Here is a 23,376-nt window from a genome sequence, read left to right as displayed (position 1 = left end):
CCCGCCGATGATCAGCGGCGGTCAGCGGCGTAGGCGGCCAGGGCGGCCAGTTGGGCGGGGTCGAGGGAGGGGTGGACCCGGGGGCGGGCCGCCGCGACGTGGGCGGCGGTCACCGTGGTGGCGGTCAGGGACTCGCGCATCGCGGCCAGCGCCGCCTCGCGGATCAGGGCCGCGCAGTCGGCGGCCGAGAAGCCGTCCAGTTCCCCGCCCAGCGCGGTCAGATCGACGTCGTCGGCGAGCGGGACGTTCCGGGCGGCCGCCCGGAGGATCTCCGCCCGGGCCGGGCCGTCCGGCGGTGGCACGTACACCAGTCGTTCCAGGCGGCCGGGGCGCAGCAGCGCCGGGTCGACCAGCTCCGGCCGGTTCGTCGCGCCGACCACCACCACGTTGCGCAGCGCCTCCACCCCGTCCAGCTCGGTGAGCAGGGCGGCCACCACCCGGTCGGTCGTACCGCCGTCGGTGGCCTGACCACGGACCGGGGCGAGCGCGTCCACCTCGTCCAGGAAGACCAGCGTCGGCGCCGCCTCGCGGGCCCGGCGGAACAGCTCCCGGACCGCGCGTTCGCTCTCGCCCACCCACTTGGAGAGCAGCTCCGCGCCCTTCACCGACAGCACGTTCGCCCGCCCGGAGCCGGCCAGGGCGGTGACCAGGTACGTCTTGCCGCAGCCGGGCGGCCCGTAGAGCAGCACCCCGCGTGGTGGCGTCACGCCCAGCCGGGCGAAGGTGTCCGGGTAGGTCAGCGGCCAGAGCACCGACTCGGTCAGCGTCTCCTTGACCTCGTGCAGCCCGCCGACGTCGTCGAGGGTCACCGAGGCCAGTTCCAGGGTGGACTCGGCCATCGTGGTGGGTCGGACCACCTCCAGCGCGGCGGTGAAGTCGGCCATCGCGACCGTCGGCGTCTCGGCCGTCTTCTGCCGCAGCGCCGCCCGTACGCCGGCCTCGCGGACCAGCGCGGCCAGGTCGGCGGCGACGAACCCTGGCGTACGGGCGGCCACCTCGTCCAGCCGCACGTCCTCGGCGAGCGGCACCTGCCGGGTGAGCACGGTCAGCACTTCCCGGCGCAACGCCTGGTCGGGCAGGGGGACGGTGATCCGCAGCGAGAGCAGGTCCGGGGTGCGCAGGACGGGGTCCACCGCCTCCGGCCGGCCGGTGGTGCAGACCACGGCCGCCCCGGCCCGGACCGCCTCGGCGACGACCTGCCGGAACACCGTCGCCAACGGTCCCGGCTCGTCGGCTGGGGCGACGGCCTCCACGTCGGTGACCAGCAGGACGGCGGGACCGTCGGCGCGTACCTCCTCGGCCGCCTCGCGCAGCCGGCGGGCCGCCGCGTCGTTGGTCAGCGCGGCCAGCTCCGGCGCCCACAGCGGGCGCACCCGGGCGCGTACCCGGGCGGCGACCGCGCGGACCAGCGCCGACTTACCCGAGCCGGCCGGCCCGCTGAGCAGGACGCCCAGCGACACGGTGGTGCCGAGCCGGCCCAGCACCTCCCGGTGGTGGAAGCCGAGATCGAGCAGTTCGGTCAGTTCCTCGGCCTGGGCCCGCAATCCGGGCAACTCGTCGAGGCCCGGAGCCTCCGCCGGCTCGGCGAGGCCGGGCACCGCCGGGGCCGGTCCGGCCCCGGCCTCCCCCGGGCGGCCGACCGGCGTCCGCCCGCCGGTCCCGGTCGCGCCGACGCTCAGCCGGCCGCCCGGGTCCTGGCCGGCCGCCCCGGAGCCGCGGGTGGCCGGGCCGTGCTCCCAGCCGACCACGGTGTCCATGGTGACCAGCGCACCGGCCGCCGGATCGGCCGCGACCACGGTGAGCAGGGTGCTGGTCCAGGCGTAGCCGACGGTGTTGGCGAGGCTGCGCCGGGCGGCCTCGACCAGACCGCGGACCGCGGCGTCGGGAAGCACGTCCTGCGGCAGCAGCGAGACGTCGTCGCCGGTGGTGACCGGCTTGCCGAGCAGGGCGAGGCGGAGCATCTCCGGGGAGACCGCGGCGACGATCCCGACCGGGCCGGCCAGGGTCACCGCGCGGGCCGGGACCACCGGCAGCGGACTGATCCGCACCTGCCCGCCGTCCCGCAGGCCCAGGTTGCCCAGGATCAGGTCGTCGGCGTGGAGCAGCGCCGCGCTCGCGGCCGGCTCGGCCGGGGCGGCGATGCCGGCGGTGACCCGCCGGCCGGCCAGCCGGACCGGGTCGCCGGGGCGCAGCGCCAGCGCGGTCAGCACCTCCGGGTGCAGGCGGACGACGCCGCGCCGGGCGTCCAGCGCGGCCGGTCGCAGGCTCGCGGTCAGGGTCAGTTCGGGTTCCGCCACCCGCCCGACAGTAGCCGCCGGCCGCAGGTGGCGCCCGTGGCGCGCGTCCGCCCTGCCCGATCCGGGGCGGACCGGCGGCGGGCTCAGGCCCGCTTCGCCCGGGTCACCCGGTCCACGGCCGGGCGCGGTACGCGGTTCTTCAGCTCGTTGATCAGCCGCGGGCTCAGGGTCCCGCCGGCCCGGCCGGCGAAGAGCGTCATCTCGTACGCCAGGGTGCCGAGGTTCGCCGAGCGGTCGGCGACCACGCCGAGCACCGAGCCGCTGCTGATCGCGCCGATGAGCAGGTACCCCTCGGCCATGTCCACGATCACCCGGTTGAGGACGCCGAGCGCGTACCAGCTCGCGGCGCCCCCGGCGAGGCTGGTCATGCCGGAGACGACGGCGGCGAGCCGTTCCGCGTTGGACCGGTCTCTGCTGCCCGAGGTGGCGATCAGCAGCCCGTCGGCGGAGACGGCGATCGCCTCCACCACCCCGGCCGTGCTGGAGGTGAACGAGTCGAGCAGCCAGTGAAAGGTGCGGGCCTCGGGGCTGAGGTCCTCGGCAGGGCGCTGCCGGTCGACGTTGTCGTGCCGGGTGGGGCTGGTCACCGTGACGGTCCTCTTCGTGACGGGTCGGTCTGGACTGACTGCGTGCGCGGTCCTGGGCACCGGGCGGGAAGCAACCGGACGGAAAGTAGTGGACCGGCGTGCGGTGCGACCACCCTCGCCGAGTCGGCTTCGCGTCAGTTCGGGTTGTGTCACGTCCGGTTGTTCCGGTGATCACGCAGCGGTTCGTGACGGTCGCCGAGATGGCCGGATTGGCAGCGGTTTACGGGCGTACGCGTGAATTCGCGGAATCAGAACTCCGTTCACCGGAATGCTCGGGGCTCTCCACGGTCGACCGGATTCGTCCGTCGAACGACCCAACTGGACAGCCGTACGGCGGATCTCAGGTAGCCCACAGCCTCCGGGCCGTACCGTGTGCCGCATGAGATCACCGCTCGCCGTCCCGCGGATCCGGCGTGCCCTCGCCACCCGCCGTCGCCGGGTGGTCGCCGTGGTGGTGGCGGCCGTCCTGGTGGCCGCCGCCGTGGCCTGGGCGGCCCGGCCGCAACGGCCCGGCTTCCGGACCGAGTCGGGGCTGGTGACCGTCCACTCCGGACCAGCCGGCGACCAGCCGGTCGACCTGGACACCACGCTCTACCTGCCCCGGGACGCCTCGGCCCGGCACCGGGTCCCGGCGGTGCTGCTGGCGCACGGCTTCGGCGGCACCAAGGAGTCGGTCCGCGCCGACGCGGAGGACCTGGCCGACCACGGGTACGCCGTGCTCACCTGGACCGCGCGGGGCTTCGGCCGCAGCGGCGGGGAGATCCACCTGGACAGCCCGGACTACGAGGTGCGGGACGCGCAACGCCTGATCGACCGGCTCGCCGCCCGCCCCGACATCCGCCTCGACGCGGCCGGTGACCCCCGGGTCGGCGTGGTCGGCGGCTCGTACGGCGGCGGCCTGGCCCTGCTGCTGGCCGCGCAGGACCGCCGGGTCGACGCGATCGTCCCGATGATCACCTGGAACGACCTGTCCCGGGCCTTCCTGCCGGAGAGCACCGGGAAGGCGCCGACCGAGGGCGTGTTCAAGAAGGGGTGGGCAGGCCTCTTCTTCGGCGGCGGCGGCAGCGTCGGCTCCGGCCCGGCCGGCGTCTCCGGCACCACCGCCGGCCAGCCGGAGGGCGCCCCCGCGTCGGCCGGCGCGCCCAGCCCGCAGCCCGGCGCCGGTCCCGGCACCAGCTCCGGGCGGGTGCCCGGAGGCCCCGCAGACCCGTCCTGCGGTCGGTTCGCCGCCGACGTCTGCGCGGCGTACCTGCGGATCGCCACCACCGGTCGGGCCGATGCCCAGGCGGTCGACCTGCTGCGCCGCTCCTCCCCGGCCGGGGTGCTCGACCGGATCAAGGCGCCCACCCTGCTGGTGCAGGGCGAGGCGGACACCCTCTTCCCGCTCACCGAGGCGGACGCCAACGCGCGCGGCATCGCCGCCGCCGGCACCCCCGTCCGGGTCGCCTGGTTCACCGGCGGTCACGACGGTGGCGCGGGTCCCACCTCCGACTCCGACCGGGTGAAGTTCCTCACCGCGCAGTGGCTCGACCACTACGTCAAGGGCGAGGGCTCGGCACCGGGCGGCTCCTTCACCTTCTCCCGGATCGCCGGTTTCGACGCGCTCGACCGGGGTCTGGTGGCCACCGGCTACCACACCGCCGACTATCCGGGGCTGGCCGGGCAGGGCCGCACCGAGGTCACGCTGACCGGCCCGGCCCGGCCGGTCGCGAACCCGCCCAACGGCAACCCGGCGGCGATCTCCTCGGTGCCGTTCGCCGGGGCGGTCGGTTCGCTGCTGAACGGGGTGGCGGGGGACATCCCCGGCCAGCACGCCCGGTTCGAGTCCGCGCCGCTGGCCGAGCCGGTCGACGTGGTCGGCGCGCCGACCGTACGGATCAGGGCGGCCTCGCCCACCGGCGAGGCGGTGCTCTTCGTCAAGCTCTACGACGTCGACCCCAAGGGCGCGGCCACCCTGCCCGACGGCCTGGTCGCGCCGGTCCGGTTGACCAATCTGCCGGCGACGATCGACGCCGCCCAGCCGGTCACCGTCACCCTGCCGGCGATCGTCCGCCGGATCGAGTCCGGGCACCGGCTGCGGGTCGTCGTGTCCACCTCCGACCAGGCGTACGCGACCCCGGCCGAGCCGGCCGTGCACACCGTCGCCCTCGGCGGCGGCCCGCTGACCCTGCCCACGGTCGACGCCCAGCCGATCCCCACCACGGCCACCGTCTGGCGCTGGACGCTGGTCGGCCTGCTCGCCGCGATCGCGGTCGGGCTCGCCGTGGTCGTCCTGGTCGCCCGCCGCCGGCACCGTCGCCAGGACAGCTCGGTCCACCCGGAGTACGCGGGTGTGCCGCTCGTCGTCCGCCAGCTCCGCAAGGAGTACGCGGACGGCTTCGTCGCCGTCTCCAACGTGGACTTCGAGGTGCACCCCGGCCAGGTGGTCGGCCTGCTCGGGCCGAACGGCGCCGGCAAGACCACCACCCTGCGGGTGCTGATGGGGCTGACCCAGCCCACCGCCGGCGAGATCTACGTCTTCGGGCACCGGCTGGTGCCCGGATCGCCGGTGCTGTCCCGGATCGGCGCGCTGGTGGAGGGGCCGGGGTTCCTGCCGCACCTGTCCGGCCTGGAGAACCTGAAGGCGTACTGGCGGGCGACCGGGCGGCCCTGGGCGGAGGCGCACTTCGACCAGGCGCTGGAGATCGCCGGGCTGGGCGACTCGGTGCATCGCAAGACCCGCAAGTACAGCCACGGCATGCGGCAGCGGCTCGCCATCGCGCAGGCCATGCTGGGCCTGCCGGAGCTGCTGGTGCTCGACGAGCCGACCGACGGCCTGGACCCGCCGCAGATCGCCGAGATGCGCCGGGTACTCCAGCGGTACGCCACCGACGGGCGGGCGGTGCTGGTCTCCAGCCACCTGCTCGCCGAGGTGGAACAGACCTGCACCCACGCGGTGGTGGTGACGAAGGGCCGGATCGTCGCCTCCGGCCCGGTCGAGGAGATCGTCGGCGAGTCGCCGAGCGTGCTGTTCGAGGTGAGTGACCCGGACGCGGCACGCAGCGTGCTCGACCGGCTGGACGGCGTACGGGTGCTGCCGGGCGGGGACGGCGGGCTGGTGGTGGACACCAACGGCACCGCCCGCAGTGAGGTGGTGGCCGAGCTGGTCCGGGCCGGCATCGGGGTGGACCGGGTGGTGCCCCGGCGCCGCCTGGAGGACGCGTTCCTCGCCCTGGTCGGCGAGAACTCTCGGGGGAGCGGGGACCGGTGATGGGAGAGTCGTCATCCGTGCGTACGGCGGGCCGGGGTGGAGCGGCGGCGGGCTACCGGCCGTCGGCGACCCTGCCGTTCCGGGCCGAGTTCCGCCGGCAGGCGGCGCGGCGGCGTACCCAGCTCGCGCTCGGGTTCATGGTGCTGCTGCCGCTGATCATCCTGGTCGCGTTCCAGTTCAACTCCGGCAACGCGGACCGGAACCGGAACAACGAGTTCGGCAGCCTGGTCGACCTGGCCGTCTCCGGCGGGCTGAACTTCACCCTGTTCTCGATCTTCGTGTCGTCGTCGTTCCTGCTGGTCGTGGTGGTGGCGCTGTTCTGCGGGGACACGGTGGCCAGCGAGGCGAGCTGGGGCAGCCTGCGCTACCTGCTGGCGATCCCGGTGCCCCGGTCCCGGCTGCTGACGGTGAAGCTGCTGGTCGCGCTCGCGTACTCGGGGCTGGCCCTGCTGCTGCTCGCCGGCACCGCGCTGCTCGCCGGCACCCTCCGGTACGGCTGGTCCCCGCTGCGCAGCCAGGTCTCCGCCGAGCTGCCCCCGGCCGAGGGGCTGCTCCGCCTGCTCGCGGTGCTCGGTTACCTGGCGGTCGTCCTGTTGGTGGTGGCCGGCCTGGCGTTCCTGCTCTCGGTGACCACGGACGCCGCGCTCGGTGCGGTCGGCGGGGCGGTGCTGCTGTGGATCCTGTCCAGCATCCTGGACCAGATCACCGCGCTGGGCGGGCTGCGCGCGCTGCTGCCCACCCACTACAGCAGCGCCTGGCTGGGCCTGCTCTCCACCCCGGTGCAGACCGACGACCTGGTACGCGGCGCCATCTCGGCGATCGTCTACGCCACCGGATTCTGGGCGCTGGCCTTCTGGCGCTTCACCCGCAAGGACGTCACGAGCTGACCGAACCAGGCGGTTAACTGTTGACAAAACGGGGGTATCATGGGAGCGTTCCCAGTCCTTTGAACAGGGACGTTGTAAATCGTCTCACCAGGAAGGAATTTATTAACATCGATACGTTCGCGCCTCATCCTGGAACAAATCCAGCTACACCAATGGAGGTTCCTGATGGTTCCGGCGCGACTGAACGGTCCCGCACTCTCCCTGTTCCGCATGGTCATCGGCCTGCTCTTCCTCTGCCACGGCGCGGCGTCGATCTTCGGCGTGCTCGGCGGCAACCGAGGGAGCGGCGAGGCGATCCCGGTCGGTCAGTGGCCCGGCTGGTGGGCCGCACTGATCCAGCTCGTCTGTGGTGGCCTGGTGCTCGTCGGCCTGGTGACCCGGCCCGCGGCGTTACTCGCCTCCGGCTCGATGGCGTACGCGTACTTCACGGTGCACCAGCCGCACGGCATGCTGCCGATCCGTAACGGCGGCGAACTGGCCGCCCTGTTCTGCTGGTCGCTCGTGCTCATCGCGGTGCTCGGCCCGGGCACCTGGGCGCTGGACGCGATGCTGCGCCGCCGCCCGGCCCCACCCACCTCAGCGCCCCTTCATCCCAGCCTGACCCGCCGCTCGTCCTGAGCGCCGCTCCGCTCCGCTCCGGTTCGAGGTCTTGGTGGTGAATGGCTCCTCCAGGGGTCGACCCCCACCAAGATCTCGAACCGGGTCAGTCGGCCTGTTTCCAGGCGCTGACCCCGAGCTGGCCGGTGTTGCCGAGGTCGATCGGCCCGTCCAAGTCCACCGGGACGGCCGGCCGCCCCGCCACCGGGCTGATCTCCAGGTACGCGCCGTCGCTCGCGACCACCGAGGAGTCGGTGACCAGGTTGCGCCAGAGCAGGGCGGCGGTGGCCCGCTCGCCGGGGCGCAGCTCGATCGGTCGGGGCGGCTGGTCGAACCCCGAGGTGATCGAACGGGCTCCGGGGATGACCTGGACGGTCAGCGGGTCCCGGTCGGCGTTCCAGAGCCGGGGCACCGGGTGACCCTCCAGCGCGTACGGGCCGGTGCCGCAGTTGACCAGCTCCACGCCCATCGCCCGCAGGCCCATCGCGGCCTCCACCTCGAGCGCGGTGATGCGAATCCCCTCCGGTGAGCAGGTGGGAGCGGACGGGGTGACGGCGGTGGGGGACGGTTCCGGCGTGGGCGTCGGTGCGGACGTGCAGCCGGCGAGCACTACGGTGCCGGCCAGTACGCCGAGTCGCGCCATCGTCCTCATCCGGTCGATGCTGCCACGCGCGCTGTTCGTCTCGCCGGTGGTGCCGCGCGTCGGTGCGCTTGATCTCGTTCCGGGTGCCGCCGGAGCGCCGGCGGCCGCATGCCGTGGCGGCCCCTGGCTCACCAGGTGGAACGTGCGCTCGCGCGGGCGGAGGAGCCTGCATAGACTCGACGGCACAACTGCATACCTCATCCAGAGGGGCTGAGGGATACGGCCCGATGACGCCCCGGCAACCACCCGCGCGCTCGACGACGAGCGACGGCGGGCAGGTGCCAATTCCGTCCCCGCCGCACAGGGCGATGTGGGGAAAGATGAGAGGAACTTCGCGACATGACGTCGACGCTTCCTGCCGCCTCCGGCATCGACACCACCCTCAGCCCGGCCCGAGCCCTGGTCTGCCGCGCCTGTTCCGCGCGCTACCCGCTCGCCGCCCAGCACGCCTGCTACGAGTGTTTCGGCCCGCTGGAGGTCGACTACGACGCCGCCGCCCTGGCCACGGTCACCCGGGAGCAGATCGAGGCCGGCCCCAAGAACCTCTGGCGGTACGCGGCCCTGCTCCCCGCCGGCCAGGACCCGGCCACCCGGGTCACCCTGGATCCGGGGCTGACCCCGCTGGTCGCCGCCCCGCAGCTGGCCGCCGAGCTGGGCATCACCGCTCCGCTCTGGGTCAAGGACGACAGTGCCAACCCCACCCACTCGTTCAAGGACCGGGTGGTCTCGGTGGCGCTGACCGCCGCCCGCGCGCTCGGCTTCAGCCGGTACGCCTGCGCCTCCACCGGCAACCTGGCCAACTCGGTCGCCGCGCACGCGGCCCGGGCCGGGGTGCCCTCGGTGGTCTTCATCCCCAGTGACCTGGAGCAGGGCAAGGTGGTGACCACCGCGGTCTACGGCGGCGACCTGGTCGCCATCGACGGCTCGTACGACGACGTGAACCGGCTCTGTGGCGAACTGGTGGAGACCGACGAGTTCGAGGACACCGCCTTCGTCAACGTCAACGTCCGGCCGTACTACGCGGAGGGTTCCAAGACCCTCGGGTACGAGGTGGCCGAGCAGCTCGGCTGGCGGATCCCCGCCCAGGTGGTCATCCCGATGGCCAGCGGTGAGCTGCTCACGAAGATCGACAAGGCGTTCTCCGAGCTGGTCGAGATCGGGCTGGTGGAGGCGCCGGCCGGGGGCTGGAAGGTGTTCGGCGCCCAGTCCGCCGGCTGCAACCCGATCGCCACCGCGCTGCACAGCGACAGCGACACCATCGTCCCGGTCAAGCCGACCGGCATCGCCAAGTCGCTGAACATCGGCGACCCGGCCGCTGGCCTCTACGCCCTGGAGGCGGTCCGCCGCACCGGCGGCTGGATGGAGTACGTGGACGACGAGGAGATCCGCGCCGGCATCCGCCTGCTGGCCCGGACCGCCGGCGTCTTCGCCGAGACCGCCGGCGGCGTCACCGTGGCGGTGCTGCGCAAGCTGGTCGAGTCGGGTCGCCTCGACCCGGCCGCCGAGACCGTCGTCTTCAACACCGGCGAGGGCCTCAAGACGCTCGACGCGGTGGCCGCCCAGGTCGGCCCCACCCACCGCATCAAGCCCTCCCTCCGTGCCGCCCGCGACGCCGGCCTCCTCCGCTGACCCCCGGGCCGCCCTTGTCGATCAAGAAGTTCGCGTCAGGATCCACCGGATCGGCGACGCGAACTTCTTGATCGACTCATCGGGGTGGGGGAGGGGGGATCGCCCGGGTGGGGGATCGGGTCGATTCACGGGGTAACTGGATATTCGCTGTGAGTGCGAAAAAACCGCCGACAAGGACTTGACGGCAGGAACCGGACGGCGGAAGATACCCGGTGCGGGAGGGCATCCGCCGAAGACTTTTAGGTCTTTTGGCCCAACGCCGGAGGCGTTGTGCGGACGTCCCTCCCGACCAACGTCCGAAGGGGCCAGCGGGAAAAACCGCTGGCCCCTTCGCGGTGCGTGGCGCAGGCTCAGCCGCATGGGCATCACGACCGTGCCGTTCGACGCCGCCGATTCGGCCGCGCTCGACGAGGCGTACCAGATCGGTGCGGCGGCCGAGCGGGCCGACGTACCGGACTTTCCGCCGTTCTGCCGGCAGCGGTTCATCGTCGGTGCCCGGCACCCGTGGCCGGGCATCGTGCAGTGCCGGGCGCTGGCCCGGCTCGACGGGGTGCCGGCCGGCTATCTCGCGCTCTCCCTGCCCCAGCTGGACAACACCGACAACGCCGATCTCGAACTGAGGGTGCATCCGGCGTATCGGCGCCGGGGCGTCGGGCGGGCGCTGCACGAGTACGGCCTGCGCCTACTGCGGGAGCACGGCCGTAAGCGGGTGGTCGGGATGACCGTGTCCGCGTTGCCCGGCGGTGTGGCGCGGTCGGCGGCGGGCGACGCCTTCGCCGCCGCGGTGGGCGCGCGGCCGGTGCTCGGCAACGTGCGCCGCCGGCTCGACACCGGCCAGCTCGACCACGCGGCGCTGGCCGGCCTCGCCGCCGAGGCTCAGGTGAGCGCCGCCGGTTACCGCACGGTGCGCTGGCGCGGTGACACCCCGGAGGAGTACGCCGCCGACGTGGCCTACCTCGACGGTCGGCTGCTGGCCGACGCGCCCATCGGGGATCTTGAGTGGGAGCCCGAGCGGATCGACGTCGAGCGGCTACGGGCGACCGAGCGGACGCTGAACGCCCGGGGCCGCCGCCGCTACCACCACGGGATGGTGCACGAGGCGTCCGGCCGGCTGGTCGCGTGGACTCTGATCGACCTGGCGCCGAGCACCGACTGGCACGCCTGGCAGCAGATCACCATTGTCGATCCGGAGCACCGAGGTCACCGGCTCGGCCTGCTCGCCAAGATCGAAAATCTGCGGTACGTGCTCCACCACGAGCCCGCGCTGCGCGTGATCGACACCTGGAACGCCGCCGAGAACCGACACATGATCGCGATCAACGAGCAGCTCGGCTTCCGGCCGGTGGACGCCTGGACGAACTGGCAGCGGGCGATCTGAGTTTGTGACAGCCCCCTACTGATCTGGTGGCTTCCTGTTGCATGATGGCGGGCATGACGGAGACCCCGCACCCCCTGTACGACAGGCACGCCGAGACCCTCACCCGGGCGCTGACCGCGATCACGGAGCGGGGCTACTGGTCCGCCTATCCCGAGTCGCCCAGCCCCCGGGTGTACGGCGAGACCGCCGCCGCCGACGGCAGGGCCGCCTTCGAGGCGTACCTGAACGGCGATTTCCCCCTCGACCAGGCGGGTGACGGGCAGACCGTCGCCACCGAGGTCAGCCCGTTCGGCGTGGAGCTGAACGTGCGCTACCCGCACGCCACCGTCGACCAGCTGGTGGCCGCCGCCACCGCCGCCCTGCCGGCCTGGCGCGACGCCGGCCCGCAGGCCCGGGTGGGCGTCTGCCTGGAGATCCTCGACCGGCTGCACAAGAACGTGTTCGAGCTGGCCAACGCGGTGCAGTTCACCAGCGGCCAGGCGTTCGTGATGGCCTTCCAGGCCGGCGGCGCGCACGCGCTGGACCGGGCGCTGGAGGCGATCGCCTACGCGTACGCCGAGATGACCCGCCACCCGGGGACGGCCGGCTGGGAGAAGCCCGCCGGCAAGGGCGACCCGCTGCGGATGAGCAAGACCTTCCACGTGGTGCCGCGCGGCGTGGCGCTGGTGATCGGCTGCAACACCTTCCCGACCTGGAACTCGTACCCGGGTCTGTTCGCCTCGCTGGCCACCGGCAACCCGGTGGTCGTCAAGCCGCACCCGCGCGCGGTGCTGCCGCTCGCCATCACCGTGAAGTACGCCCGCCAGGTGCTCGCCGAGGCCGGCTTCGACCCGAACCTGGTGCAGCTCGCCCCAGAGGCGGCGGACGAGAAGCTCGCCTCGACCCTGGCCCTGCACCCGGCCGTCAAGATCGTCGACTTCACCGGCTCCTCCGAGTACGGCGACTGGCTGGAGGCGAACGCCCGGCAGGCCGCCGTCTACACCGAGAAGGCCGGCCTGAACACGGTGGTGATCGACTCCACCGACGACTTCGCCGGGATGTGCCGCAACCTGGGCTTCACGCTCGCCCTCTACAGCGGCCAGATGTGCACCACGTCGCAGAACCTGCTGATCCCCCGGGGCGGCATCGAGACCGACCAGGGGCACAAGAGCTTCGACGAGGTGGCCGCCGGGATCGCCGCGGCGGTCGGCAAGCTCACCGCCGACCCGGCCCGGGGGGTCGAGTTCACCGGCGCGATCGTCAACGACGGCGTGCTGGAGCGGCTGGAGGAGGTCGCCAAGGTCGGCGAGGTGGTGCTGGAGTCGCGGACCGTCGAGCACCCGACCTTCCCCGCCGCGGTGGTGCGTACGCCGACCATCGTCAAGCTGGACGCGACCGACACGGCGACCTACTCGCGGGAGTGGTTCGGGCCGATCTCGTTCGCCATCGCGACCAACTCCACCGCGCACAGCCTGGAGATCCTCCGCTCGACGGTGGGCGAGAAGGGCGCGCTCACCGCGGGGGTGTACGCCACCGACGAGTCGGTGCTGGACGCGGCCGAGACGGCGGCGATCGAGGTCGGGGTGCACCTGTCGTGCAACCTCACCGGCGGGGTGTTCGTCAACCAGTCGGCGGCGTTCTCCGACTTCCACGGGAGCGGGGCGAACGCGGCGGCCAACTCGGCGCTCACCGACGGCGCGTACGTCGCCAACCGTTTCCGCATCGTGCAGTCGCGCCGCCACGTCTGAGGTGAAGGAGGGGCCCCTTCTTAACGCCTGCGGTAGAGGAGGGGCCCCCGGTTAACACCTGGGCGCCGGGCGCGCAGGGTGGTGGCGGTGCGCCCGGCGGCGGGGTCGGGTGGGTCAGGCCGGGCGGCGCATCTGGAGTTCTCGCAGGACGGGGATCCGCGGGTGCGGGACGCGTACCCCGGTGTCCACGAAGCCCAGCTTCTGGTAGGCCCGGTAGGCGCGGTCGTTGCCGACCACCACCTCCAGCATCAGCTCCGGCCGGCCGCAGGCTCGGGACCAGGCGGCGACCTCGTCCAGCAGCGCGCCGACCAGGCCGCCACCGCGCCAGGCCGGCGTGACATAGACAGCGTGGATCACGGTCAGCCCCGGCTCGTCCGGAACGGCCGAGCCGCCGGCGTGGCCGACCAGACGACCGCCCGGATCGGCCAGGAACTGGGCCGTCTCCGGGCCCGTGGAGACCGCGGCGATCCGGGCCGCGTACCCGGCGTGCGGCCGGGCGGCGGCCTCGGCCACGGTCTCCAGGAACGCCAGCGGCGAGTCGGCGAGCATCTCCAACCGGAGCGCCCGCATTCTGGCGGCGTCCTCGGGGCGGACCCGGCGAATGTTCGCGGTCCGGGTCGTGGTCGGTGCGCTGGTCATGCCGCATACATACCGGAGAGCGACGGCTTCCCGACTGTCCGGGTCGAATGCTGGTCGGAATATGCCCGATTTGTGGTCGTGCGCGCTCGTCACGCCTCGTGTAGCGTGCGATTTCGGTCACCGATTCTGCGGTCGTCGCCGATCGCGAACCGGTCGGCCACCGGTGCCGGTCCGCCGGTCTCCGGTTTGTGGGAACGCCGCGCAGAGTGAGGAAGTGCACCGTGGCACAGGGCACCGTCAAGTGGTTCAACGCCGAAAAGGGCTACGGCTTCATCGCCGTTGACGGCGGGCAGGACGTCTTCGTCCACTTCTCCGCGATCGAGATGGACGGCTACAAGGCGCTGGACGACGGCCAGCGGGTCGAGTTCGAGATCGCACAGGGGCAGAAGGGCCCGCAGGCGGAGCGGGTCCGGGTCATCGCCTGATCCCGTCGCCGCTCGTCCGGCGGCCTTTCCACCCCCATCAGGGGGGCTGCGGTGCGTGCGCACCGTGGAGGATCATGAACCGTTCCAGCCATTGCCGCTGAGGAGGGTTCATGTCCGATCAGCCGCCGTCGAATCCCGTCGAGCCGGGGCCCCCGGCGTCGTCCGGCACCCCGGTCGACCCGACCCGGTTCACACCGCCAACCGCCGAGCCGGCACCGCGGCCGGGGCAGGCGGGCGAGTCGACCGCGTCCGGACAGTCCACCCCGACAGGTCCGGGCGTGCCCGCCCAGTCCAGCCACGCCGACCCGGCGGCACCGGCCCAACCCGATGGGCCCACGCCCTTCCCCGGAGCGGTGCCTGGTCAGCCGGTCGCGCCGTTCTCCGGAGCGGTGCCTGGTCAGCCGGTCGCGCCGTTCTCCGGAGCGGTGCCTGGTCAGCCGGTCGCGCCGTTCTCCGGAGCGGTGCCTGGTCAGCCGGTCGCGCCTTTCCCTGAAGCGGCGCCTGATCAGTGGGGCGTGCCGGCCCAGGGCGCGGCTCCGGGCCCGCCGGGGTTCGGGGCGTACGGCGGGCAGCCCTGGGGGGCGTACCCGGCGCACCCCACCGGGCAGCCGCAGGGCTGGGTGTGGCCGACCGCGGGTGGTCCCGCGCCGGTCGGGGGGTATCCCGGTTACCCGATGCCCGGCCAACCCTATGGCTGGTACCCGGGCATCGATCCCGGTGATCCGCTGGTCACGCCGCCGCACGCCGGGGTCGGGGCCTGGTTCTCCCGCTGCTCGGCGGCGATACGTCGAGGCTGGCGGCCCTTGCTGCCGATCCTGCTGCTCACCCAGGCGGTACCGGCCGCGGTGATGTCGGTTCTCTCGGCGGCCTTCGCCCCGCCGGACCAGTTCGCCACCGGGCCGGACGGCGCGCCGATCCTGCCGGACGGCTACTTCTCGCAGACCTTCACCTTCTACGGCGTGATCATCGTGGCCAGCCTGCTCTTCGGGCCGTTGCAGAGCACCGGCTGGGCGGCCGGCTCCTGGGTGATCACCCGTCAGGCGGCCGGCGAGCCCGCCGGGGTGGGCGCCGCCCTCCGGTACGGCCTGCGTCGCGCCCTCGGTCTCTGGGGCTGGACCATCCTCGCCACGCTGCTGTTCGCGGTCGGCGCCTGCTTCTGCCTGCTGCCCGGGATCTACGTGGCGTTCGCCCTGGCCCTGGCCGGCCCGGTCTACCTCTTCGAGCGGGAGAATCCGATCGGCCGCTCCTTCCAGATGTTCCACCGGCGGTTCGGGATGGTGCTGGGCCGGGTCGCGCTGGTTGCCGTCGCGGCGGTCGGCGGCGCCCTGGTCGGTGCGGCGATCGAGATGTTCGGACGGCTCCCGTTGGGCACCCACCCGATGGACGCCCCCGGTACGGCGGCGGGGGCCGTCGCGGTGGCCGTGCTCTCCGCCCTGCTGGCCACCCCCGCCTACCTGGCGCAGCTGGTCGGGCTGGTGGTCACGTACGCCGAGCAGCGGGCTCAGGAAGGCCCGGTGAACACCGCCCAACTGGCCGCGGAACTCGGCTGAGCGGGGGCGTCCTGCTTGCACTCGGCTAGGGAGAGTGCTAAACAGGTCATTGGCACTCGCGTACGTTGAGTGCCAATGGTCGGGGCGGTAGGGCCACGGCCACACCGGCGTCGTGCGGCGCCGGAGTGGCACGGGGCCGGTCGTCGCGGGCTATCCGGCCCGGCCGACGGACGTCGTCGTCGCCAGGTGGCGACGTCCCAAGGTGCGTACACCAGGCGGCCCATCCGGGGACACAGACTCGGGTGGCCCGTGAGTGTCCAGGAGGACAACGCCGTATGGCCAAGATGATCGCGTTCGACGAAGAGGCGCGCCGCGGCCTCGAGCGGGGTATGAACCAGCTCGCCGACGCCGTGAAGGTGACCCTCGGCCCCAAGGGCCGCAACGTCGTGCTCGAGAAGAAGTGGGGTGCCCCCACCATCACCAACGATGGTGTGAGCATCGCCAAGGAGATCGAGCTCGAGGACCCGTACGAGAAGATCGGCGCCGAGCTGGTCAAGGAGGTCGCGAAGAAGACCGACGACGTGGCCGGTGACGGCACGACGACGGCGACCGTCCTGGCCCAGGCCCTGGTCCGTGAGGGCCTGCGCAACGTGGCCGCCGGCGCCAACCCGATGGCCCTGAAGCGGGGCATCGAGGCCGCCGTCGCCAACGTCTCGGAGGAGCTGCTCAAGCTCGCCAAGGACGTGGAGACCAAGGAGCAGATCGCCTCCACCGCCTCCATCTCCGCCGCCGACCCGAGCGTCGGTGAGATCATCGCCGAGGCGATGGACAAGGTGGGCAAGGAAGGCGTCATCACCGTCGAGGAGAGCAACACCTTCGGCCTGGAGCTGGAGCTCACCGAGGGTATGCGCTTCGACAAGGGCTACATCTCCGCGTACTTCATGACCGACCCGGAGCGTATGGAGGCCGTCTTCGACGACCCGTACCTCCTCATCGTCAACAGCAAGATCTCGTCGGTGAAGGACCTGCTCCCGATCCTGGAGAAGGTCATGCAGTCGGGCAAGCCGCTGCTGATCATCGCCGAGGACATCGAGGGCGAGGCCCTGGCCACCCTCGTGGTCAACAAGGTCCGCGGCACCTTCAAGTCGGTCGCCGTCAAGGCGCCGGGCTTCGGTGACCGTCGCAAGGCCATGCTGGCCGACATCGCCATCCTCACCGGTGGCCAGGTCATCAGCGAGGAGGTCGGCCTCAAGCTGGACGCCGTCGGCCTCGACATGCTGGGCCGCGCCCGCAAGGTCGTGGTGACCAAGGACGAGACCACCATCGTCGACGGTGCCGGCGACGCCGAGCAAATCCAGGGCCGGGTCAACCAGATCCGGGCCGAGATCGAGAAGAGCGACTCCGACTACGACCGGGAGAAGCTGCAGGAGCGCCTGGCCAAGCTGGCCGGCGGTGTTGCGGTGATCAAGGTCGGCGCGGCCACCGAGGTCGAGCTGAAGGAGCGCAAGCACCGCATCGAGGACGCCGTCCGCAACGCGAAGGCCGCCGTCGAGGAGGGCATCGTCCCGGGTGGTGGCGTCGCGCTGGTGCAGGCCGGCAAGACCGCCTTCGACAAGCTGGACCTGGCCGGCGACGAGGCGACCGGCGCGCAGATCGTCAAGATCGCGCTGGACGCCCCGCTGCGGCAGATCGCCGTGAACGCCGGCCTGGAGGGTGGCGTCGTCGTCGAGCACGTCCGCAACATCGAGCCGGGCCACGGCCTCAACGCCGCGACCGGCGAGTACGTGGACCTGCTGGCCGCGGGCATCATCGACCCGGCCAAGGTGACCCGTTCCGCGCTGCAGAACGCCGCCTCGATCGCCGCGCTGTTCCTCACCACCGAGGCTGTCGTGGCGGACAAGCCGGAGAAGACCCCGGCCGCCCCGGCTGGCCCGGGTGGCGGGGACATGGACTTCTGAGTCCAGCTCCACCAGTTACGCCGAAAGGGCGGGCCGCGTCAGCGGTCCGCCCTTTCCGTTCGCTCACGTCGGCAGCGGTCGCTGGTTGCGTCGCTTGTGTGTCCGGTCGTACGGGGGCGCGATGCGGATCGGCTCGTCCACCAGTTGCAGCGGTTCCTCGGTGGGTGGCTCGTCCACGTGGGCCATCTCCGCGAGCTGCTCGGCGTCGCCGTAGTCGAGCCGGTCGAACGGTAGTTGGCCGGGGAGTTCGCCGACCGGGCGCCAGCTCGCCGGCTGGTCGCCGGTCAGTTCGTCATCCGTCGTCATGGCTGCCTCCTCTACGCACGACCGTAGGCGGCGGTCAATGACCGGCGGGCTGGAATGGCATTATTTGCGTCTATGTACCTTTCGCTCCTTTAGTCATTCCTGTCCGGTCAACGCCTTGCGATACAGGAAGAACACCCGCTCGATCCGCGCGCCCGCCGCGTTCGCGTAGAACGGCACCGGGCCCACCCAGCCGATCTGCGCCGTACCGTGGCCGGCCGTCGCCTGGTCGCGCAGGCAGCGCCGCAGCAGCACCCCGCCGATGCCCGAGCCCTCGGCCGCCGGGGCCGTACCCATCGGCCCGAACCAGCTCGGCCGGGACGAACCGTACGCGGCGAAGCCGAGCGGCTCGCCGTCCCGCTCGGCCAGGTGCGCGCCCGCGCCCGGCCGGCCCAGGGACGCGGCCAGCTCGGCGTCCCACGCCCCGCCGAAGGTGGCGCGGGCGAACGCGGCCAGCGCCGGCAGGTCCGCGGGCTCGGCCCGGCGTACCGTCACGCCCCGGTCGGCCAGCCGGCGCTCGGCGGGCTCCGTCGTGCGCAGCGCCGGGGACCCCTCCGCCAGGTCCGCGGTCATGTTCCACGCCGTACGGTCCTGCCGGTAGCCGAGGCGCAGCGCGGCGCAGACCGCCGGGGTGTACCGCACGTCGATGCCCGGCCAGGCGTAGTACGGGGGATTCCCGGCGAGCAGCAGCTCCGTCGCGCCGAGCCCGGCCAGTCGCCGCTCCGCCTCGGCCAGCAGGGCCCGCCCCACGCCCCGCCGCCGTTCCTGCGGGGCAACCGCCAGCAGGTCGACGTGGCCGAGCCGGGGATCGCGTGGCGCCACCGAGCCGACCAGCACCCCGATCAGCTCGTCGCCACGTACGGCGCCGAGGGTCAGCACCGGCCGGTCGGCCGCCGCGCGGGCGGCGAGCGTGTCCACGATGGCCGGCGCCTCGGCCGCGTCCTCGGGCAGGTCGAGGGCCCGCCGGCAGAGGTCGGTGACCGCCGGCAGGCGGTCCTGGCCCAGCTCGATGATCTCCACATCCATGGTCGCCGACCCTAGGCCATCCCACACGGTCGGGGGTGTTAACAGGGGGCCCTTGCTCTACCGGAAACGTTAAGAAGGGGCCCCTCCTTTCATCGCGGCGCGGACGGCGGCGTAGGCGTCGACCAGGCCGGCGCCGGTCAGGTTGCGGGCGTTGCCGCAGGTGTCCGTGCCGGCGGGCACGCGGGCCGGGGTGGTGGTGTCGAGGAGGAGCTGCCGGGTGCGCGCCAGGTCGCCGACGAGCGCCGGGTTCGCCGACCACATCAGCGCCACCACGCCCGCCACCTGAGGGGTGGCCATCGAGGTGCCGTCCAGAGTGGCGTAGCCGCCGCCGGGAAACGCCGACAGCACTCCCGCCCCGGGCGCGACCAGGTCCGGCTTGGCGAGCCCGCCGGCGGCGGGGCCCCGGCTGGAGAAGTGGGTGACCTGGCGCCCCCGGTCCACCGCCCCGACCGTCACCACGTCCGGATACGGGGCCGGCGGGTCGGCGATCGAACCGCAGTACGGGCCGGTGTTGCCGGCGGCGGCCACCACCAGGATGCCGGCGGCGGCGAGCGCGGCGGTCGCCGGCCGCAACGCCCCCGGGTCGCACCCCTCGATCGGCGGGCAGCCCCAGGAGTTGGTCAGCACATCCGGCGCGCGGTCCGGCCGGCCGTCGGTGAACGGGTTCCCGCCGGTCGGGAACGGGGCCAGCATGAACTGGAGGCAGTCGAGGTAGTGGGCCGGGCTGCCCAGGTTGCGGTCCAGGTTGACGCAGCCCACCCACTGCGCGCCGGGCGCCACCCCGATCCCGTTCCGGCCCACCGCGCTGCCCACCGTGTGCGTGCCGTGACCGCCCCGGTCGCCCGGCGTACGCCGGTGTTCCCACGGGTCGTACCAGGAGTCGTCGCCGCCCCGGAAGCCGGCGGCCAGCGCCGGGTGCCGGCCGTCCACTCCGGAGTCCGAACTGCCGACCACCACGCCGGTACCGGTCACCCCCAGCTCCGACCAGACCCGGTCCGCGCCGACCAGCGAGACGTTCCAGACCGGACCGGCGGGTGCCGGCTGGTCGCCACGGGCCGGGGGTTCCGCCGCCGGCAACGGGCGCAGCCGCTGGCTGACCAGCACCCGGGCCACCTCCGGCCGGCCGGAGAGCCAGGCCCGCACCGCCGGCCCGCCGTCCGTCTCGATGGCATTGACCAGGTAGTACGGCGTCGGGTGCAGGCGCAGCCGGATCAGCTCCCGGCGCAGGTCGCCCTGGGTCCGGTCGGCGGTGGCCACCAACCGCCGGTAGACCTCCGCCGCCCGGGTGTTCCGCCCGTCCCGGCCGGGCGTCCCGGCCGGGATCCCGCTCAGGTCGGCCTGCTCGCGCAGCACCACCAGCAGCCGCTCCCCGTACAGGCCGGGGTGGCCGGGGACCACGTACACCACGGCCACGGCGGCGAGCAGGGACGCGGCGGCCAGCCCGGCCGCCGCGCGCCGGGGGGCGCCGGCGCGCGGCCGGGCCAGCAGGACGCCGTACCCGACGGCGAGCAGCACCGCGACGGCGAACGACGCGCCGGCCCCGACGGCGACCCAGTACGGTACGTCGTGGCCGGCCGCCAGCAGGACGGTGATCTCCTCCGGGTCGGCGAAGGCGAGCGGCCCGGCCAGCGCGAGGCCGACCAGCCAGCGGACCGGGGCGCGGCCGGCCGACCTGCCGGTGCGGCGGGCGGCGGCCTCCAGCGCGGCCAGCACGAAACCGAGCGGCGGCAACAGCAACAGGGCCGGTAGCTGTGCCCCGGACTGCCCGGTCGCGCCGGCCAGCGGCACCAGGGTGACCCCGGCGACCAGGCCGCCGACCAGCACCAGCCGGGCCGCTCGCGGTGGCGTGCCGACGGCGAACCGGGCCCAGAACGCGGTGTCGAGCAGCGCCCCGGCGAGCCCGCCGAGCGCGGCGGCGGCGAGGGCCGCGAGTAGCGTCTCCAGCGCCCCGCCGAGCGCGCCCACCCAGGCCCAGGGCAGCAGCGCCGCCAGCCCGGCGGCGACCGCCAGCAGGGTCACCGGCCCGAGCCGCCGCCGCCCACGGCCACCGGCCGCCGCGCCGGGCGTGGGGGGACCCGGAGTGGCGGCCGGCTCACCTCCCGGGCCGGCGGCGGCGCTGCCGGGCGCGGCGACCGGGCGGCGGGACGACAACCGACCGACGACCAGCGCGAGCGCCGCGGCGGTCGCGGCCAGTGCGGCCAGGTACGCCTCCTCGTGCACCGGTGGGATCGCACGCAGCAGGGTCAGCGCGCCCAGGGCGAGCGCCGCGGCCAGCCAGGTGCGGCCGGTGGCCCGGACGGCCGGGGAGCGGGGGAGCAGCGCGAGCGCGAGGCTGGGCGCACCCACCAGCAGTACGGTGGCCAGCGCGACCACCGGCCACACCAGCACCGCCCGGTGCAGGCCGGAAACCAGCACCACCTGGTCGACCGCCCAGCCGACGACCTGGCTCGACACGGTCACCAGGACGGCCCAGCCGCCGACCAGCACCGCGGCGACCACCGCCCAGGGACTGCTCCCGGTCGGCCGGAGGTGGGGTGTGGGACCGTGCGCTGCGGTGGCTGGCATCCGCAAACCGTATGACGGGCGACGCCGGTGACGCCGCCCGGTCGCGACACGCCGGGCCGCCGAGCGGGCGGCCGGAACGGGCCGGGCTGCTGATGCGCGGGGACGGCACATGTCGCCGGAGCGCCGGGACGGTTACGGTGGACGGGTGCGTGACCCGAACGTGTCCCGAGCCGTGGCCGGTCAGCTCTCCGCCGAGCGCCGCGCCGATGACCTGCGCCGACTCCGCGCCGAGCGGTTCGACGTGCTGGTCATCGGCGGTGGGGTGACCGGTGCCGGTGCCGCCCTCGACGCCGCCTCGCGAGGGCTGAAGGTGGCGCTGGTGGAGGCGCGGGACCTCGCCGCCGGCACCTCCAGCCGATCCAGCAAACTGATCCACGGCGGGCTGCGCTACCTGGAGCAGTTGGAGTTCCACCTGGTCCACGAGGCGCTCACCGAGCGCGGGCTGCTCGCCACCCGGCTCGCCCCGCACCTGGTGCGCCCGGTGCCGTTCCTGGTTCCGCTTCGGGCCGAGGGCGGGCTGCGGGACCTGCCGGGGCGGTTCTTCCGCCGGTCCTACTACGGCGCCGGGGTGGCCGCCTACGACGCGTTCGCCGGGATGTTCGGCGGCGGGCGGGGCATGCCGATGCACCGACACCTGTCCCGGGAGGGCACCCGTCGGGTCTTCCCGAGCCTGCGGGCGGACGATCTGGCCGGGGCGATCCGCTACTACGACGGGCAGGTCGACGACGCGCGCCTGGTGGTGACGCTGGCCCGGACGGCGGCCAGCCTCGGGGCGACCGTGGTGACCAGCGCCCGGGCGGTCGGGCTGATCCGGCAGGCCCGCGAGGTGACCGGGGTCCGGGTCCGCGACCTGGAGGCGCCCGCCGGGTCGCCCGACGCCGAGTTCGAGGTACGCGCCCGCACGGTGATCGCCGCGACCGGCGTGTGGAGCGACGACATGTCGCGGATGCTCAACGACGTCGGGCTGCGCCCCGGCCTGCGGGTCCGGGCCTCCAAGGGGGTGCACCTGGTGGTGCCCCGCTCGGCGATCACCGGCGAGGCCGGGCTGATCCTGCGTACCGCCACCAGCGTGCTCTTCGTGATCCCGTGGGGCGGTCACTGGATCATCGGCACCACCGACACCGACTGGCGGCTGGACCGGTCCCACCCGGCGGCCACCGCCCACGACATCGACTACCTGCTGGAGCAGGTCAACGCGGTGCTGGACCGGCCCCTCACCACCGACGACATCGAGGGCGTGTACGCCGGGCTGCGCCCGCTGCTGGCCGGCGAGGCGGACTCCACCTCCAAGCTGTCCCGGGAGCACGCGGTGGTCGAGCCGATGCTCGGGCTGCTGCTGGTGGCCGGCGGCAAGTACACGACGTACCGGGTGATGGCCTCGGACGTGGTCGACCGGGCCGTGCACCGGCTGGGCGGGACCCGCCCGTCGCGTACCGCAGACCTGCCGCTGCTCGGCGCCGACGGGTACGCGGCCATGTGGCGGGACCGGGCCGACCTGGCCCGCCGGCACGGGGTGCCGGTGGGTGTGGTCGAGCACCTGCTGGAGCGGTACGGCACGCTCACCCGGGACCTGCTCGCCCTGATCGACGCCGAACCGCTGCTCGGTTCGCCGCTGGCCGGCGCCCCGGAGTACCTGGCCGCCGAGGTGACGTACGCGGCCCGCGCCGAGGGTGCGCTGCACCTGGAGGACGTGCTGACCCGGCGTACCCGGATCGACTTCGAGACCAGCCACCGGGGCCTGGAGTCGGCGGAGCACGCCGCGGAGCTGATGGGCGCGGTGCTCGGCTGGGACGAGGCGACCCGGGCCCGCGAGGTGGCCCACTACCGGGCCCGGGTGGACGCCGAGCGGCGGTCGCAGCTGATGCCCGACGACGTGGCCGCCGACGCGGCCCGGCTGGGTGCCCCGGACGTCCGCGGTTTCGCGGCCGATCGGGGTGGCGACGACGACAGCGTCGAGCTTCCGTCGTCCCGCTAG

16 protein-coding genes, 2 pseudogenes and 1 riboswitch are annotated in these 23,376 nt (G+C 73.7%); of the genes and pseudogenes, 10 read left to right on the top strand and 8 right to left on the bottom strand.

Features of this window, described 5'->3' with window-relative positions; translation table 11 throughout:
- Positions 1–11: 11 nt before the first annotated feature.
- From GA0070604_RS29205 to GA0070604_RS29200, 3 genes and pseudogenes are all read right to left on the bottom strand, one after another.
- Positions 12–1,571, bottom strand: a pseudogene (locus tag GA0070604_RS29205) (AAA family ATPase); the annotation flags it as partial.
- Between the two features lie 131 nt (positions 1,572–1,702).
- Positions 1,703–2,297, bottom strand: a pseudogene (locus tag GA0070604_RS34430) (AAA family ATPase); the annotation flags it as partial.
- Between the two features lie 83 nt (positions 2,298–2,380).
- A complete protein-coding gene (locus tag GA0070604_RS29200) occupies positions 2,381–2,884 on the bottom strand; it encodes a roadblock/LC7 domain-containing protein (protein ID WP_091125793.1) in 504 nt (167 codons plus the stop codon).
- A gap of 379 nt (positions 2,885–3,263) precedes the next feature.
- Here GA0070604_RS29200 and GA0070604_RS29195 point away from each other — a divergent pair, with 379 nt between their 5' ends.
- The 3 genes from GA0070604_RS29195 (at position 3,264) to GA0070604_RS29185 (ending at position 7,639) form a co-directional block, all read left to right on the top strand.
- Complete coding sequence (locus tag GA0070604_RS29195; protein ID WP_091125789.1) at positions 3,264–6,134, top strand: alpha/beta fold hydrolase; 2,871 nt, start codon at positions 3,264–3,266, stop codon at positions 6,132–6,134.
- Positions 6,134–7,021, top strand: coding sequence for an ABC transporter permease (locus GA0070604_RS29190; protein ID WP_091125785.1), 888 nt, complete (start codon positions 6,134–6,136; stop codon positions 7,019–7,021). The genes GA0070604_RS29195 and GA0070604_RS29190 overlap by 1 nt, the downstream gene beginning before the upstream one ends.
- A 165-nt stretch (positions 7,022–7,186) precedes the next feature.
- The gene (locus GA0070604_RS29185) at positions 7,187–7,639 is read left to right on the top strand and encodes a DoxX family protein (RefSeq protein WP_091125782.1); all 453 of its coding nucleotides are present in this window, start codon (positions 7,187–7,189) and stop codon (positions 7,637–7,639) included.
- A gap of 85 nt (positions 7,640–7,724) precedes the next feature.
- On the opposite strand, the gene GA0070604_RS29180 is transcribed toward GA0070604_RS29185, so the two are convergent.
- Positions 7,725–8,270: a DUF4232 domain-containing protein gene (locus GA0070604_RS29180; protein WP_091125778.1), complete on the bottom strand. Its 546-nt coding sequence runs from the start codon at positions 8,268–8,270 to the stop codon at positions 7,725–7,727.
- Positions 8,271–8,455: 185 nt separating this feature from the next.
- Positions 8,456–8,588: riboswitch (SAM riboswitch) on the top strand.
- Between the two features lie 12 nt (positions 8,589–8,600).
- On the opposite strand from GA0070604_RS29180, the gene thrC reads away from it, so the two are divergent.
- The 3 genes from thrC to paaN all read left to right on the top strand — a co-directional run bounded on the left by thrC (position 8,601) and on the right by paaN (position 12,995).
- Entirely contained in the window at positions 8,601–9,890 is a 1,290-nt protein-coding gene (gene thrC, locus GA0070604_RS29175) for a threonine synthase (protein ID WP_091125774.1), read from the top strand.
- Positions 9,891–10,248: 358 nt separating this feature from the next.
- The gene (locus tag GA0070604_RS29170; RefSeq protein WP_091125771.1) at positions 10,249–11,268 is read left to right on the top strand and encodes a GNAT family N-acetyltransferase; all 1,020 of its coding nucleotides are present in this window, start codon (positions 10,249–10,251) and stop codon (positions 11,266–11,268) included.
- 53 nt (positions 11,269–11,321) lie between these two features.
- Positions 11,322–12,995 (top strand): phenylacetic acid degradation protein PaaN, encoded by a 1,674-nt coding sequence (gene paaN / locus GA0070604_RS29165; protein ID WP_208602189.1) that lies wholly within the window; start codon positions 11,322–11,324, stop codon positions 12,993–12,995.
- A gap of 114 nt (positions 12,996–13,109) precedes the next feature.
- Here paaN and GA0070604_RS29160 read toward each other — a convergent pair whose 3' ends face one another.
- Positions 13,110–13,634: a GNAT family N-acetyltransferase gene (locus GA0070604_RS29160; protein WP_091125764.1), complete on the bottom strand. Its 525-nt coding sequence runs from the start codon at positions 13,632–13,634 to the stop codon at positions 13,110–13,112.
- A 221-nt stretch (positions 13,635–13,855) separates the two neighbouring features.
- Here GA0070604_RS29160 and GA0070604_RS29155 point away from each other — a divergent pair, with 221 nt between their 5' ends.
- The 3 genes from GA0070604_RS29155 (at position 13,856) to groL (ending at position 17,507) form a co-directional block, all read left to right on the top strand.
- On the top strand, positions 13,856–14,059 hold the full coding sequence (locus tag GA0070604_RS29155) for a cold-shock protein (protein WP_013288855.1): 204 nt from the start codon (positions 13,856–13,858) through the stop codon (positions 14,057–14,059).
- Positions 14,060–14,733: 674 nt separating this feature from the next.
- Positions 14,734–15,609, top strand: coding sequence for a hypothetical protein (locus tag GA0070604_RS33800; RefSeq protein WP_244162115.1), 876 nt, complete (start codon positions 14,734–14,736; stop codon positions 15,607–15,609).
- 275 nt (positions 15,610–15,884) lie between these two features.
- Positions 15,885–17,507, top strand: a complete 1,623-nt coding sequence (gene groL / locus GA0070604_RS29145) for a chaperonin GroEL (protein ID WP_091125757.1) — start codon at positions 15,885–15,887, stop codon at positions 17,505–17,507.
- Between the two features lie 63 nt (positions 17,508–17,570).
- Here the strand turns inward: groL and GA0070604_RS29140 are convergent, their stop codons facing one another.
- From GA0070604_RS29140 to GA0070604_RS29130, 3 genes are all read right to left on the bottom strand, one after another.
- On the bottom strand, positions 17,571–17,813 hold the full coding sequence (locus tag GA0070604_RS29140; protein ID WP_091125753.1) for a hypothetical protein: 243 nt from the start codon (positions 17,811–17,813) through the stop codon (positions 17,571–17,573).
- A gap of 93 nt (positions 17,814–17,906) precedes the next feature.
- The gene (locus GA0070604_RS29135) at positions 17,907–18,836 is read right to left on the bottom strand and encodes a GNAT family N-acetyltransferase (protein ID WP_091125750.1); all 930 of its coding nucleotides are present in this window, start codon (positions 18,834–18,836) and stop codon (positions 17,907–17,909) included.
- A 69-nt stretch (positions 18,837–18,905) separates the two neighbouring features.
- Positions 18,906–21,401, bottom strand: a complete 2,496-nt coding sequence (locus GA0070604_RS29130) for a S8 family serine peptidase (RefSeq protein WP_091125747.1) — start codon at positions 21,399–21,401, stop codon at positions 18,906–18,908.
- 160 nt (positions 21,402–21,561) lie between these two features.
- Here GA0070604_RS29130 and GA0070604_RS29125 point away from each other — a divergent pair, with 160 nt between their 5' ends.
- Positions 21,562–23,376 (top strand): glycerol-3-phosphate dehydrogenase/oxidase, encoded by a 1,815-nt coding sequence (locus tag GA0070604_RS29125; protein WP_091127494.1) that lies wholly within the window; start codon positions 21,562–21,564, stop codon positions 23,374–23,376.

The organism is Micromonospora eburnea, assembly GCF_900090225.1.
GTDB lineage: Bacteria > Actinomycetota > Actinomycetes > Mycobacteriales > Micromonosporaceae > Micromonospora > Micromonospora eburnea.
This window is presented reverse-complemented; position numbering and strand designations above follow the sequence as displayed.

Coding starts and splice junctions, on each gene's coding strand:
- GA0070604_RS29195 (WP_091125789.1), top strand. CDS start 3,264: ATGAGATCACCGCTCGCCGTCCCGCGGATCCGGCGTGCCCTCGCCACC.
- GA0070604_RS29190 (WP_091125785.1), top strand. CDS start 6,134: ATGGGAGAGTCGTCATCCGTGCGTACGGCGGGCCGGGGTGGAGCGGCG.
- GA0070604_RS29185 (WP_091125782.1), top strand. CDS start 7,187: ATGGTTCCGGCGCGACTGAACGGTCCCGCACTCTCCCTGTTCCGCATG.
- GA0070604_RS29180 (WP_091125778.1), bottom strand. CDS start 8,270: ATGAGGACGATGGCGCGACTCGGCGTACTGGCCGGCACCGTAGTGCTC.
- thrC (WP_091125774.1), top strand. CDS start 8,601: ATGACGTCGACGCTTCCTGCCGCCTCCGGCATCGACACCACCCTCAGC.
- GA0070604_RS29170 (WP_091125771.1), top strand. CDS start 10,249: ATGGGCATCACGACCGTGCCGTTCGACGCCGCCGATTCGGCCGCGCTC.
- paaN (WP_208602189.1), top strand. CDS start 11,322: ATGACGGAGACCCCGCACCCCCTGTACGACAGGCACGCCGAGACCCTC.
- GA0070604_RS29160 (WP_091125764.1), bottom strand. CDS start 13,634: ATGACCAGCGCACCGACCACGACCCGGACCGCGAACATTCGCCGGGTC.
- GA0070604_RS33800 (WP_244162115.1), top strand. CDS start 14,734: ATGCCCGGCCAACCCTATGGCTGGTACCCGGGCATCGATCCCGGTGAT.
- groL (WP_091125757.1), top strand. CDS start 15,885: ATGGCCAAGATGATCGCGTTCGACGAAGAGGCGCGCCGCGGCCTCGAG.
- GA0070604_RS29140 (WP_091125753.1), bottom strand. CDS start 17,813: ATGACGACGGATGACGAACTGACCGGCGACCAGCCGGCGAGCTGGCGC.
- GA0070604_RS29135 (WP_091125750.1), bottom strand. CDS start 18,836: ATGGATGTGGAGATCATCGAGCTGGGCCAGGACCGCCTGCCGGCGGTC.
- GA0070604_RS29130 (WP_091125747.1), bottom strand. CDS start 21,401: ATGCCAGCCACCGCAGCGCACGGTCCCACACCCCACCTCCGGCCGACC.